General features: G+C 71.2%; 13 protein-coding genes. 10 read left to right on the top strand and 3 right to left on the bottom strand.

The genetic code is table 11. From position 1 onward, the window contains the following. Positions 1–53 precede the first annotated feature (53 nt). The 5 genes from ACPPVO_RS57935 (at position 54) to ACPPVO_RS57915 (ending at position 6042) form a co-directional block, all read left to right on the top strand. Positions 54–1061, top strand: a complete 1008-nt coding sequence (locus ACPPVO_RS57935) for a hypothetical protein (protein ID WP_426508334.1) — start codon at positions 54–56, stop codon at positions 1059–1061. Between the two features lie 36 nt (positions 1062–1097). Further along, positions 1098–1562 (top strand): DUF4442 domain-containing protein, encoded by a 465-nt coding sequence (locus tag ACPPVO_RS57930; RefSeq protein WP_426508332.1) that lies wholly within the window; start codon positions 1098–1100, stop codon positions 1560–1562. 97 nt (positions 1563–1659) lie between these two features. Beyond that, positions 1660–3135 (top strand): glycoside hydrolase family 3 protein, encoded by a 1476-nt coding sequence (locus ACPPVO_RS57925; protein ID WP_426508330.1) that lies wholly within the window; start codon positions 1660–1662, stop codon positions 3133–3135. Between the two features lie 39 nt (positions 3136–3174). Next, on the top strand, positions 3175–3903 hold the full coding sequence (locus ACPPVO_RS57920) for an LppX_LprAFG lipoprotein (protein ID WP_426508328.1): 729 nt from the start codon (positions 3175–3177) through the stop codon (positions 3901–3903). Positions 3904–4581: 678 nt separating this feature from the next. Further along, positions 4582–6042 (top strand): MFS transporter, encoded by a 1461-nt coding sequence (locus tag ACPPVO_RS57915; protein WP_426508326.1) that lies wholly within the window; start codon positions 4582–4584, stop codon positions 6040–6042. Here the strand turns inward: ACPPVO_RS57915 and ACPPVO_RS57910 are convergent. Next, the gene (locus ACPPVO_RS57910; RefSeq protein ID WP_426508324.1) at positions 6033–6419 is read right to left on the bottom strand and encodes a DUF6401 family natural product biosynthesis protein; all 387 of its coding nucleotides are present in this window, start codon (positions 6417–6419) and stop codon (positions 6033–6035) included. The genes ACPPVO_RS57915 and ACPPVO_RS57910 overlap by 10 nt on opposite strands. A gap of 710 nt (positions 6420–7129) precedes the next feature. Next, complete coding sequence (locus tag ACPPVO_RS57905; RefSeq protein WP_360375402.1) at positions 7130–7330, bottom strand: PspC domain-containing protein; 201 nt, start codon at positions 7328–7330, stop codon at positions 7130–7132. A gap of 227 nt (positions 7331–7557) precedes the next feature. Here ACPPVO_RS57905 and ACPPVO_RS57900 point away from each other — a divergent pair, with 227 nt between their 5' ends. The 3 genes from ACPPVO_RS57900 to ACPPVO_RS57890 all read left to right on the top strand — a co-directional run bounded on the left by ACPPVO_RS57900 (position 7558) and on the right by ACPPVO_RS57890 (position 9996). Further along, entirely contained in the window at positions 7558–8208 is a 651-nt protein-coding gene (locus ACPPVO_RS57900; protein ID WP_426508322.1) for a CAP domain-containing protein, read from the top strand. A gap of 65 nt (positions 8209–8273) precedes the next feature. Further along, positions 8274–8771 (top strand): hypothetical protein, encoded by a 498-nt coding sequence (locus tag ACPPVO_RS57895; protein ID WP_426508320.1) that lies wholly within the window; start codon positions 8274–8276, stop codon positions 8769–8771. 34 nt (positions 8772–8805) lie between these two features. After that, positions 8806–9996: an esterase-like activity of phytase family protein gene (locus ACPPVO_RS57890; RefSeq protein WP_426508319.1), complete on the top strand. Its 1191-nt coding sequence runs from the start codon at positions 8806–8808 to the stop codon at positions 9994–9996. A gap of 203 nt (positions 9997–10199) precedes the next feature. Here ACPPVO_RS57890 and ACPPVO_RS57885 read toward each other — a convergent pair whose 3' ends face one another. Next, positions 10200–10520, bottom strand: a complete 321-nt coding sequence (locus ACPPVO_RS57885; protein WP_426508318.1) for a DUF6401 family natural product biosynthesis protein — start codon at positions 10518–10520, stop codon at positions 10200–10202. Between the two features lie 126 nt (positions 10521–10646). Between ACPPVO_RS57885 and ACPPVO_RS57880 the strand changes: the two genes are divergently transcribed. After that, entirely contained in the window at positions 10647–11117 is a 471-nt protein-coding gene (locus tag ACPPVO_RS57880; protein ID WP_426508316.1) for a DUF6328 family protein, read from the top strand. Between the two features lie 80 nt (positions 11118–11197). Beyond that, on the top strand, positions 11198–13744 hold the full coding sequence (locus tag ACPPVO_RS57875; protein ID WP_426508314.1) for a glycoside hydrolase family 9 protein: 2547 nt from the start codon (positions 11198–11200) through the stop codon (positions 13742–13744). Positions 13745–13747 lie beyond the last annotated feature (3 nt).

Below are 13747 nucleotides of genomic sequence, written 5' to 3'. Positions count from 1 at the left end.
TGTGCGTCGCTTAGCCTGCGCCGATGGCAGCCTATGGCGAATCCAGTTCCGGCTTGCTCATCATCGAACGCATCCTGCGTGACCGCGAGGGAATCTGGCGGCAGATCGGTGAGGAGCGCGAGCTCGGCAAGCTGACGAGGCAGATGCTGTACAGCTCCGTAGTAGCCCTGGCCTGCTACGGAGCTGTGCTCGGAGCCTCTCACAGCGTCGCGATGGCGGCGCTCTCGGCGGTGAAGCTGCCGCTGCTGTTCCTCATGACGCTGGCGATCTGCCTTCCCACGCTGTACCTGTTCAACCTGGTCTTCGGGGCCAGGCTCCAGGTGAAGCAGGCATTGTCGCTCGTCATGGTCACGATCACCGTGACGTCGGTGCTCTCGCTGGCGTTCGCGCCGATCAGCCTGTTCTTCCTCATCACCGCGTTCAGCTACGACTTCTACAAGGTCCTGAACGTCGGCATCCTCACTCTCACCGCCTTCGTCGGCCTGCGGTTCCTGACCAGCGGCATGCGCTCGCTCAACGAGCACACCGCGGCCATGGCCCGGGCCCGGCGGCTGGAGCGGGAGCGCCAGGAGAGCGAGGCGGCCGCCGCCCTCGCCGCGCTCTCGGCCCCGGCCGCCGCCGCCGAGTCCGACCCCGTCCCGGCCGGATCCGTCCCGGCCGAGTCCGAGGCCGTCTCGCCGGTCTCCGCGGTCCCGGCCCCCGCGCCCGTCCCGGCCTTCGCGCCGCCCGTCCAGCCGAACGGGCTCGTCGCCACCATCGTGTCCCCGCCGGTCCCCCCGCCGCTGATCGGGCCCGACGGCCGGCCCATGTACCCAGTGCCGATCCACGTGCCCGCGCGGCCGATGCCGCACCCGGTCGAGCAGCTGGCGCCGGGGGAGCGGCCGGCCAGCATGACCCTGCTCAACGTGTGGATCCTGCTGTTCGGCTTCGTCGGCACGCAGCTGGCCTGGACGCTGCGGCCGTTCTTCGGCTCGCCGGACGAGCCGTTCCAGATCTTCCGTCAGATCGAGGGCAACTTCTACGTCGAGATCGTCCGGGCGATCGGTCGGCTGTTCTCCTGAGCCCCGCCCGACCTACTCACCGGTAACATCTCCGGCATGACTCTCGACATGAAGGCGGTCGCCGCGAACCTCATCGCGGCCGTACCGTTCGCGCGCACCCTCGGCATCGAGATCACCGATCTGGAGGCCGAGGGTGACGCCGTCCGGGCCGTGGCGACGCTCCCCGACGAGGAGCGCCTGCACAACCACGTGGCCGGGCCGCACGCCGGGGCCCTGTTCACGCTCGGCGAGACCGCGTCCGGGGCCGTGGGGATGGCCGCGTTCGGGCCGTACATGCACCTGGGGACGCCGCTGGCGGTGCGGTCGGAGATCGCGTACCTGAAGCTGGCCCGCGGCCCCGTGCGCGCCACCGCGACCCTCGGCCGGCCGGTACGCGAGGTCGTGGAGGAGCTGACCGCCGGCGGGCGCCCCGAGTTCCCCGTGCACGTCGAGATCAACCGTGCCGACGGCGCCGTCACAACGACCATGACGGTGGTGTGGACGATCCGCCCGAACGGGTAGTTCTGAACTGGGAAGACCCTGTTAACTACTGGAAAGTTTCTTGACTATTACCAAGCCGTGATGTGACCATTTTCGCCAAGCGAAGGGTGGGTCACGCATGGATGCACGCACGGGGGTCGAACTCGGGAGCATGGCCGACGCCGTGCTCCAGCCGGGATTCGTGGGCAAAGAGCCACCACCCTGGCTCCGTCGCCGCCTCGCCGAAGGGCTGGGCGGCGTCGCGCTGTTCGCCCGCAACGTGGTCGACCGCGACCAGGTCGCCGCGCTGACCGCCGCCCTGCGCGCCGAGAAGCCGGACGTCATCGTCGCCATCGACGAGGAGGCCGGCGACGTCACGCGGATCGACGCGCACACCGGCAGCCCCTGGCCCGGCAACCTCGCGCTCGGCGCGATCGACGACCCGGCGCTGACCCGCGACGTCGCCTGCCACATCGGGCGCGACCTGGCCGCGGCCGGCATCACCCTCGACTACGCGCCCGACGCGGACGTCAACAACGACCCGAACAACCCGGTCATCGGCTCCCGCGCGTTCGGCGCCGAGCCCGACCGCGTGGCCCGGCACACCGCGGCCTGGATCAACGGGCTGCAGGAGGCCGGCGTCGCCGCCTGCGCCAAGCACTTCCCCGGGCACGGCAACACCAGCGTCGACTCGCACCTGGACGTACCGCTGATCAAGGCCGGCCGCGCCGAGCTGGACGCCCTCGAGCTGGTCCCGTTCCGGGCCGCCATCGCCGCGGGCGTACAGGCGGTGATGAGCGCGCATCTGCGGGTACCGTCGCTGGATCCCGAAATGCCGGCAACGCTCAGCCGCCGGATCATGACGGACCTGCTCCGGGGCGAGCTCGGCTTCGACGGCCTCATCGTCACCGACGGCATCGAGATGCGCGCCATCTCCGACCGCTACGGCCTGGCCAACGCCACCGTCCTCGCGCTCGCCGCCGGCGCCGACGCCATCTGCGTGGGCGGGGAGCACGCCGACGAGGAGACCGCGATCATGCTGCGCGACGCGATCGTCGCCGCCGTGCACGCGGGCGAGCTCTCCGAGGAGCGCCTCGCCGACGCCGCCGCGCGGGTCGCCCGCCTGGCCGCCTGGTCGGTCGCGGCCCCGAAGACCGCCCCGGACCCGCGCGCGGCCGCCCTCGGCCTGTCCGCGGCCCGGCGCGCGCTGCGCATCTCCGCCCCCGACGCGCTGTTCCCGCTCGCCGACGCGCCGCACGTGATCGAGTTCCAGCCCCAGCTCAACCTCGCCATCGCCCCCGAGACCCCCTGGGGCCTGCTCGCGCCGCTGGCCGAGCTGGTGCCGGCGACGGGCGTGCGGCTGTCGTCCCCGGACGGCCTGCCCGACGCGCTTACGGCCTCGATCGGGCGCCCGCTCGTGCTGGTCGTGCGGGACCCGCACCGCTATCCGTGGATGACGGATTCCCTCAAAGGCGCGCTATCGGTACGTCCCGATGCGATCGTCGTCGAGATGGGCGTCCCGGCCGCGCCTCTGGGTGACGTGCACATCGCGACCTTCGGCGCGACGGCCGCGGCCGGACGTGCGGTGGCGGAGCTGCTCGCGGGACGCCCCTGAGACACCGGGTTGTTACCCGTGTCGGTCTAGCATGCCGGTATGTCTCGCACCCAGTCCCGCCGCGGTCTGCTCGTCGCCGGCATCGCCGCGCTGACGGCCGCCGTCGTCGCGCTCTCCGGCTGCTCCGACGGCACGGCGAGCTCGCAGCCCGCGACCGACCCCGACCTGCCGGCGGCCCAGAACCTGCTCAAGGACTCGTCGACGGCGATGGGCGGCATCAAGACGGCCAAGTTCCTCATCACGGCCGACGGCACGATCGCGGGCCTGGCCCTCAAGCGCGCCGAGGGCGTGCTCACCAAGGAGGGCAACGCCCAGGGCACGGCGCAGGTGGAGCAGATGGGCACCACGACCGACCTGAACTTCACGATCGTGGGCCAGACGATGTACCTCAAGGGCCCGACCGGCGACTACCAGCAGCTCCCGCTCGCGCTGGCCGCGTCGGTCTACGACCCGTCGGCGATCCTCGACCCCGAGCGCGGCATCGCGAAGGTCCTGAGCACCGCGACCGACGGCAAGACGGAGGCGTCGGAGAGCGTGGACGGCCAGGCGACGTTCCGTGTGGGCGCCAAGTTCCCGGCCGAGAACCTCTCCAAGATCATCCCCGGCGTGACCGGCTCGGTGCCGGGCAAGGTGTGGATCGCCAAGGACAACAAGCGCGTGCTCAAGGCCACCTTCGACCTGCCGGGCACGGGCGACGCCAAGGGCGGCACGGTGACGGTCACCTTCACGGAGTTCGACGCCGCCGTGACGATCACGCCGCCGAAGTGACGCCGCTCGCCGTCGCTCTTGCCCCGGGTACGTGGACCGCTTCGCGGGGCGTGGAGCCGGATATGTCGGGCGCTTCGCGCCGCGACATATCCGACATTTCCGGATTGCCGGTAGGTTTCGGTGTTGGCGCTGGTCAGGGCGGCGGGGAGTGATGTGAGCGCGGGTGGCGGTGGCGAGGCTGGGGTTCCCCGCGGGGGCGCGGGGGTGCCGGCCGGCGGGGGCGTTGCGGATGTGGGTGCCGCTGCCGGGGATGGAATGGAGGCGCCTGCTGGGAGCGGGGTGGGCTCAGCGGGCGTTTTGGGCGTGGGCGGGGCGGCTGTTGGCGGCGCGGGGGCGGATGGCGGCGTGGGTGTGGCGAACGAGGGTGGCGAACCGGCTGGGACCGGCGCGCGCGGGGGAACGGGTGGCGGTGTGGCGGGGGCGGCTCTGGCCGGCGCGGGCGCACGGGCCGGTGGCGACGCGGGCGCGATGACTGGGAGCGGCGCCGGCGGGGCGGGTGGCGGCGTGGGAGCGGTGGCTGGGAGCGACACGGGCCGGGCGGCTGGCGGCGGCGGGGGCGCCAGGGCTGGGAGTGGCGTGGGTGGGGGCGCCGGGGCTGGCGGCGGCGTGGGTGGGGCGGCTGGGAGTGGCGGGGTTCGGGTTCGGCGGCGGCTGGCTATCGGGGTCGGCGGGGTCACGGTGTTGCTGGCGGCTTTGGACGCGTACGTCGTTGTGGGGGTGCTGACCGACATCCTCGACGCGCTGCACATTGCGACAAATCGGCTCGAGCGTGTTACGCCGGTCGTGACGTTGTTCCTGCTCGGGTACATCGCTGGGATGCCGTTGCTCGGGTCCCTCTCGGATCGGCTCGGGCGGCGGGCGGTGCTCGTCGGGTGCCTGGTCTGGTTCGCGGGCGGGTCGGCGCTCACCGCGGCGTCCGGAGACTCCGTCTGGCTGCTCGCGAGTGGGCGGGCGGTGCAGGGGCTGGCCGGCGGGGCGCTGCTGCCGGTTACGCTCGCGCTGGCCGGGGACCTCTGGGCCGAACGGCGGCGGGCGGCCGTGCTCGGGGTCGTCGGGGCCGCGCAGGAGCTCGGGAGTGTGCTCGGGCCGCTGTACGGGGTCGGGCTCGCCGCGCTCTTCGGCTCGTGGCGCGGGATCTTCTGGCTCAACATTCCGCTCGCGGCGGTTGCGATTGTGCTCGTGTGGGTGGCGCTGCCGGGGCGGGCTCAGGGGGTACCGCCGCGGAAAACCGATGTCGTTGGTGGGTTGTTGCTGGCCGTGACGCTCGGTGCGGCGGTGGTGGCGCTCTACAACCCGGATCCCGAGCGCGCGGTGCTGCCGCCGTGGGGTGGGTGGGCGCTCGCCGGGGCCGGGGGCGTGGCGCTGCTGTTCGTGCTCTGGGAGGCACGGGCGCGTACGCGGCTGGTCGACCTGCGCGGGGCGCGGCGGCGGCCGTTCTTCGGCGCGCTGGGGGCCAGCTTCTGCGCGGGCGCGGCGCTGATGGTGACGCTGGTCGACGTGGAGCTGGTGGCTCAGACGCTGCTCGGGCGCGGCGGGGTGCAGGGGACGCTGGTGCTCACCCGGTTCCTGGTCGCCCTGCCGGTCGGTGCGGTCCTGGGCGGGTGGCTGGTGGCGCGCCTCGGTGAGCGTCTGGTCGCCGTGGCGGGCCTGGTGGTGGCCGCGGCCGGGTACGTTCTGGTGGCCGGCTGGCCCGCCGACGTGCTGTCCCGGCACTACCTGGGCTTCCTGCCCCGCCTCGACACCGACCTCGTGATCGCGGGCTTCGGGCTCGGGCTCGTCATCGGCCCGCTGTCGTCCGCGATCCTGCGCGCGACGCCGGCCGCCCAACACGGCGTGGCGTCGTCGGCGGTGGTCGTGGCGCGCATGATGGGCATGCTGATCGGGGTCGCGGCGCTCACCGCCTGGGGGCTGCATCGCTTCCACGAGCTCACCGCGCACCTGAACTTCCCGCTCGTCTTCGGCAAGTCCCCGGACGAGCAGCGCCGGCTCCTGGACGCCTACAAGGGGGCGTTGCAGGCGGCGTTGCGCACGGAGTACCGCGAGATCTTCCTCGCCACCGCGGTCATCTGCGTGCTGGGGGCGGTGTGCGCTCTACTCCTGCCCGGGCGTACGGCGGCGTCCGCCGCGGGTCAGACGTAGCCGCCCGCGCGGGCGAGGGAGCAGATCGCGATCAGGCGCAGGGCCGGCCACTCCACGCTCGACCAGTCGATGTCGGCCGTCGGGGGCAGCTGCCACTGGGCCTCGATCAGGGCGTCGCGCACGCCGGTGGCGTAACCCGCGAGCGGTACGGCGCCGGGGCCCCGCTCGGGATCACCGAGGGCGTCGCGCACGGCGGCGGCGTGCTGGTCGATCACGGCCTGCAGGCCCGCGGACTCGCGCGCCGCGGCCAGCCCGGTCTCGCCGAGCCAGGTCATGAGGCCGTTGAGCGTCGATCGCGCGACGCTGCGGCGGGTGGCCTCGGCGTAGTCTCCGAAGGCGCCCGTACCGGCTGCGGTGTAGCTCGTGTCGTTGGACATGCCACCGACTTCGGCGGTCGCGAACCTGGCTGAAACGCCCGAACCGGCCCGCACCCCGCACTACCCGGCCCGCTCCCGAACGCCCGGCGGCCCGCATCTTCCGGCCGGCCGCGTGGGCGTTGAAAGCGTTCCGCACAGCAACCGCTCACCGAGTGGCCTGGACGAGCGGAGCAACCGCTCACCGAGTGGCCTGGAAGAGCGGAGCAACCGCTCACCGAGTGGCCTGGAAGAGCGGAGCAACCGCTCACCGAGTGGCCTGGAAGAGCGGAGCAACCGCTCACCGAGTGGCCTGGAAGAGCGGAGCAACCGCTCACCGAGTGGCCTGGAAGAGCGGAGCAACCGCTCACCGAGTGGCCTGGAAGAGCGGAGCAACCGCACACCGAGTTGGCCTGGAAGACAGGCGCCAATGGCGCACCGAACCCGCCCCAAGCGCCGTGAGCGCCCGGAGGGCGAAAGCGCCACGCCCGGCGCCGCGCGGGACGAACGGGCACGAACCGCCCCGGTCGCCGGGAACGCCAGGTGGCAAACGCGAGACTGCGTCATATTCGGATCTAGCAGGCCTATACCACGTCAGGCGATAAATCCGATAAGTCGTGGCGCGGAGCGCCCGACTTATCGCGCCGAACACCAGGCGAGGCGGTGGCCCGGGCCGCACCCCGGGCCACCCCGTTCCCCGCCACCGAGTCCGCTGTGGAGAGAGGAGGGCGGACTCAGTTGTAACTGCGGGCCTTGGACTCGTCCGGCATCAGCACCCACAGCACGATGTAGATCACGAACTGCGGGCCCGGCAGCAGGCACGAGATGACGAAGATCAGCCGCATGATGTTGGGCGAAATGCCGAAGCGGCGGGCGAGGCCTGAGCAGACGCCGGCGATCCAACGGTTGTCACGGGGTCTGACGAGACTGGACATCCTCGCTCCTTCGTTGATGTGTATCTCCAACGGTAGGAATGCCCGGGCGTTCTTCCCTCCAACCTTTGACCGAAATCGTGCGCCCCGACCACTAGGGATTGCTCCGCACGGGTAGCCGGTCGGTTGCCGCGCGTTGCTTGCCGGTTGACCGGCTAACACCCACCGTGACGGACCCGATACCCACTGCGTCAGACCTCACCTGTTCCCGAACGGAAGGCCTACGTCCAGTGACCCGGTTCGCCCGCCGCGCCACCACCATCGCCGCCGCGCTCATCGCGGCGCCCCTCGGCTTCGCGCTCGTCACGACCACCGGACCACAGGCCCTCGCGGCCGGCGCGCCCGTCTCGGCCGGTGTCGCGCACGTCGTCGAGGCGGTGGGTGCCGTCGCCGCGAACGACGCGGCCGCCAAGATCTCCCGGACGCCCAAGAAAAAGAAGAAGAAGCCCGTCGCGAAGAAGACGCCGGCCACGACGGTGCCGGGCAGTGCCCAGTACGCCGCGATCGAGAACCAGGTCGTGACGCTGACCAACAACTACCGGCAGGCCAACGGCTGTGGCGCGCTGCGCATCGACAGCCGCCTCGTCGCCGCCGCGCGCAAGCACAGCAGCGACATGGTCGGCAAGGACTTCTTCGATCACACGGCCTCCGACGGCAGCAACTTCGTGCAGCGCGAGGTCGCGGCCGGGTACACCACCGGCGCCTCGGCCGAGAACATCGCGTGGGGGTACCGCACCGCGCAGGACGTGGTCACCGGCTGGATCAACAGCCCGGGGCACCGCGCCAACATCCTCAACTGCACGAGCGTGGCGGTCGGCGTCGGCCTGGCCTACAAGACGGACGGCACCCCGTACTGGACGCAGGACTTCGGCCGAGTGTGAAGCCGAATATGAAGCCGAGCGCGAACAGCGTGTAGAAAGCATGAGTGACCCTCACTCTTCGTAGAGTGCTGCTGCTGGCGAGCGCCGCCCTGGTGCTCGCCGGCTGCGGCGACGAACAGGCGGCCAAGCCGCCCGAGGCGAAGTCCAACGCGGCCGCCTACGACGCCGTCGACGTGTGCGCGCTCGCCACCGACGAGCAGTACAAGGCCGCGCTGGGCGAGAACGCCGCCGGCAAGGAGCGCCGGGACACCGCGAGCCTCAAGGCGTGCGCCGTCGACGGCTCGTCCGGCGCGTTCTACATCTTCCTGAGCATCCTTCGCCCGGCCATGGCCGCGCCCGAGCAGGTCGACTACGACAAGACCGCGGCGCAGGGGGCCAAGGACGTGGATGCCAGGACGTTCTCGTTCTTCGATGACGGCCAGGCGTACGTCGAGACCTCCGACGGCGACCTGGTGCTGCGCGCGTCGTTCGTGTACTACGTCGACAGCGGCAAGATCACCGATGGGCCGGGAGTCGTCAACCGCCTACACACGCTGCTCGGGCAGATGACACAGAAAGTCTAGGAGCGGTTCACTGCGCCTGCCTACCGTGCGGGCGATGAAGAATCTTCGACGCGTCGGCCTCGGCGTGGGCATCGGCGCTATGGCGCTCACCCTCACGGCGCCGAGTGCCGGCGCCCACGAGGGCCACGACGGCCGGGCGACCCTCACCGGCTGGGCCCAGCTGCCGGCGGCGACGTTCGTCTCCGCGAGCGACCCCTCCGGCGCGCTGCTGGGCGGCACCCCGTCCAACGGCATCACCCCGCCCTTCGACGACCAGCCGATCCAGGGCTTCAGCGGCATCGTCAAGAACGGCGACGGCACGTTCGACGTCATCTCCGACAACGGCTACGGCAACAAGGCCAACAGCGGCGACTTCGTGCTGCGCATCCACCACCTAGCGCCCGACTACGGCAAGAAGACCGTCGACGTGCTGGGCGGCATCAACCTGACCGACCCGAACAGCTTCGTGCCGTTCGCGCTGACCCGCAAGGACCGGGTGCTCACCGGCGCCGACTTCGACATCGAGTCGATCCAGCGGGTCAAGGACGGCTCGTACTGGATCGGCGACGAGTTCGGCCCGTACCTGCTGCACTTCGACCGGGCCGGGCGCCTGCTGCAGGCCCCGATCTCGCTGCCGGGCGTGCGCGCGCCGGAGAACCCCGAGGGCAACCCGAACCTGAACAGCAGCAAGGGCTTCGAGGGCATGGCGCAGTCGCCCGACGGCTGCACGCTCTACCCGCTGCTGGAGGGCACGGTGGCCGGCGACCCGGCCGGCGCGCTGCGGTTCAACGAGTTCGACCTGGGCAAGCAGCAATACACCGGCAAGGTGTACACGTACCAGCTGGAGGACCCCAGCAACTCGATCGGCGACGCGATCGCCGTCGACGACGACCGGTTCCTGATCATCGAGCGCGACCAGGGCCAGGGCGCCACCGCCAAGCTCAAGCGGATCTACCTGGCCGACAAGCGCGACCGCAACCACGACGGCAAGATGGACAAGACGCTGGTCGCCGACCTCATGAACATCGCCGACCCGCGCCACCTGTTCAGCTCGGCCGAGACGTTCACGTTCCCGTTCCAGACCATCGAGGACGTCGTGATCCTCGACGACCGCACGCTGGGCGTGGTGAACGACAACAACTTCCCGTTCTCCAGCGGCCGCACCGCGGGCCAGCCGGACAACGACGAGTTCATCACCATCCGCCTGGCCGACAACCTGCACGCGGACAAGCGTTTCCTGCGCTGATGCAACTAGGGGCTGTGTCGAAGTGGGGGTCGGAGCGAGGCGAGGCTCAGGCGTCGGCTGGGGCCGCGCCGGGCGCGCCCCGATACCGGGGGTTGTATCGGGGTGTGACCGCTACGGTTCCCGGCGGCGTCTGAGTCCGCCGCAGCCCGGCCATCCACTTCGATACAGCCCCTAGCGGTGTGCGGCCCGGGAAGTCGTGTAACTTACGGCACCAGGCTGCACACCGCGAGCAGGCGCAGCATCGCCCACGTCGGGCGCGACCAGTCGTCGAGGGGGTCGTCGGCGTCGCGGGCCGCGTCGCGGATCGCCGCCGAGTAGCCGGCCAGGGCGACCGGGTCGAGCAGGGCCCCGCCGAGCGAGTCGCGGATCGCGGCCGCGTGCTGGTCGACCCGCGCGAGCAGGTCGGGGCGTCCGGCGACCGCCGCCCGGCCGGGGAGGCCGATGGTGTTGGCGAGCTCGGCCAGACCGGCGCGCGCGATCCAGGCGCGGCGACCGGCGGTCAGCTCATCGAAGGGGGCACTCACGTCGCGACGATATGCCGAGCGTGCAAGGTTGCACAGCCCCGACGTGGCCGCGCCCGGCCGAGCCCGGACCAGGACGAGCCGAACCGCCAGGTTCGCCCGGTTCGTCCGGTGGGTAATTGGACCCGCATGGCCGATCGTGAGGAGCCCACGGACCGGCGCGGCGAGACGCCCGACGAGCGGTTCGACCGGAATTGGAACGAACTGCTCCAGGAACTGCGGGTCGCGCAGACGGGTGTGCAGATCCTCTTCGCGTTCCTGCTGACGCTGCCGTTCAACGACCGATTCGCGACAGTGTCCCCGGGGCAGAAGATCACCTATATCGCAACACTGGTGTGCACCGGTCTGTCCGCGCTGTGCCTCATCGCGCCGGTGAGCCACCATCGCATTCTCTTCCGGCGCGGCCGCAAGCGGGAACTGGTCGAGTCGAGCAGCAATCTCGCCGGTGTGGGCCTCTGGTTTCTGTGGTTCTCGATCGTGGGCGCGATATTCCTGATCTTTCAGGTCGTCATGGGAATGTCCTGGGCGGTCGGCGTGGGTGCCGCGTTCGCTGCAGCTTTCATCGGGATCTGGTACATCCTGCCCACCGTGAAGCGTTGAAGCGCTTCACGTCTTGACAGTCCCGCCGCGCTGAGACACCTTGGGAACGCTCCCACCGTCTTTCCGCCAAAGGGGTGTCTGTGCAGCGCAAATTACCCATCGCCATTGCGGCGGCATTGTTGGTCGTCCCGCTGAGCGCATCGGTGGCCCACGCCGACCCAGCGGAGCAGATCGTCAACGGTACCTTCGACAACGGCACCGACCCGTGGTGGTGGACCGGGAACTCGCCGGCGTCCGTCATCGACGGGCGACTGTGTGCCAACATCCCCGCGGGCACCACCAACCCGTGGGACGCCATCATCGGGCAGAACGCGATCACCCTGCAGGCCGGCGAGTCGTACCGTCTCGCGTTCTCGGCCAGCGCCTCGGTCCCGGTCACCGTGCGCGCCAACGTGCAGCTCGCCGACCCGCCGTACACCCAGGAGATTTCGGAGGCCCCGCAGCTGACCCCGGAGCCCCAGAACTTCAGCTACACGTTCACCGCGGCCGCCGACACCGGCGGTGGGCAGGTCGCGTTCCAGGTCGGCGGCAGCGCGTCCGCCTACACCTTCTGCGTCGACGACGTCTCGCTGCAGGGCGGCGCCCCGCCGCCCGTGTACGTGCCGGACACCGGTCCGCGGGTGCGGGTCAACCAGGTCGGGTACCTCGCGAACGGCCCGAAGCAGGCCACCGTTGTGACCGAGGCGACCGCGGCCCTGCCCTGGCAGCTGCGTGACGCCGCCGGCACCGTCGTCGCGAGCGGCACCACGACCCCGCGCGGGGTCGACGCCACGAGCGGGCAGAACGTGCAGACGGCGGACTTCTCGCGGTACAAGACCCAGGGAAAGGGCTTCACGCTCACCGCCGACGGCGAGACCAGCGTGCCCTTCGACATCGGCGCGAACGGCTCGTATGAGCAGCTGCGCGCCGACGCCCTGTCCTGGTTCTACGTGCAGCGCAGCGGCATCGAGATCTCCGACGCGATCGCGCCCGGGTACGGCCGCAAGGCCGGGCACCTCGGCGTCGCGCCGAACCAGGGCGACACCGACGTGCCGTGCCAGGCCGGCGTGTGCGACTACCGGCTGGACGTGCGGGGCGGCTGGTACGACGCCGGCGACCACGGCAAGTACGTCGTCAACGGTGGCATCGCGGCGTACCAGCTGATGAGCACCTTCGAGCGCTCGAAGGTCGCCGCCAGTGCCCAGCCCCAGGAGCTCGGCGACGGCTCCCTGCGCCTGCCGGAGCACGGCAACCAGGTGCCGGACGTGCTCGACGAGGCCCGCTGGGAGCTCGAGTTCCTGCTGCGCATGCAGGTGCCCGCGGGCCAGCCGCTGGCCGGGATGGTGCACCACAAGGTGCACGACCAGAACTGGACCGGCCTGCCGCTCGACCCGGCGGCCGACCCGCAGCCGCGCGAGCTGCACCCGCCGTCGACCGCGGCCACGCTGAACCTGGCGGCCACGGCGGCGCAGGGCGCCCGGCTCTTCGCCCCGTACGACAAGGCGTTCGCGGCCAAGCTGCTCGCGGCGTCCCGGACGGCGTACGCGGCGGCGATGGCCCACCCGGCGGTCTACGCCCTGGTCAGCGACGGCAACGGCGGCGGCGCGTACGACGACGCCGACGTGACCGACGAGTTCTACTGGGCGGCGGCGGAGCTGTACATCAGCACCGGCGAGACGACCTACCGCGACGCGGTCACCACCTCCAAGTGGCACACCGCGGACATCTTCAAGCCCGAGGGCTTCAGCTGGGGCTTCACCGCCGCGCTGGGCCGGCTCGACCTGGCGACCGTGCCCAACGGCCTGCCGGACCGCGACCGGGTGCGCCAGTCCGTGGTGGACGGCGCGAAGGGGTACCTCGCGACGGTGCGCGCCAACCCGTACGGCATCGCGTACGCGCCCGGCACCGGCAAGTACGAGTGGGGCTCCAACAGCGCCGTGCTCAACAACCTCGTCGTCATCGCGACCGCCTACGACCTGACCGGGTCGGCGGACTTCCGCGACGGGGTCGCGAGCGGCATGGACTACCTGCTCGGCCGCAACGCGCTCAACCAGTCCTACGTCACGGGCTACGGGGAGCGCGCGTCGCAGAACCAGCACACGCGCATCTACGCGCACCAGCTCAACGCGGCGCTGCCGCACCCGCCGGCGGGCTCCCTCGCGGGCGGGCCGAACTCCAACCTGCAGGACCCGCTCGCGCAGAAGCTGCTGCAGGGCTGTTCGCCGCAGTTCTGCTACGTGGATGACATCAACTCGTACTCCACGAACGAGATCGCCATCAACTGGAACTCGACGCTGTCCTGGGTGGCCTCGTTCATGGCCGACCAGGGCGAGGGCGGCGCGCCGGCGGCGTCGGCGTGCTCGGTGCAGTACAGCACCGTGCTCAACCTCGGCGGCGTGTTCATCGCGCAGGCCACGGTGCGCAACACGAGCCGGCAGACGCTGAACGACGTGCGGGTGCGCTTCGCCTACACCGGCACGCAGAAGGTGGAGCTGGCCGTGAACGGCACGGCGACGCAGACCGCCGCGAACGTCGAGCTGGCGCCACGGGACTCGCGGCTGAGGCCGGGCGAGCAGACCACGGTCCTGCTCGTCGGGACCGTGGCGTGGGGCCCGAACGCGGCCCCGGCGACGTTCCGCTGCGGTTAGAGA

Source organism: Dactylosporangium sp. McL0621 (assembly GCF_049995355.1).
Taxonomy (GTDB): Bacteria; Actinomycetota; Actinomycetes; order Mycobacteriales; family Micromonosporaceae; genus Dactylosporangium.
Note: the sequence above shows the minus strand (reverse complement) of the source record. Positions and strands in the feature narration are given on the sequence as shown.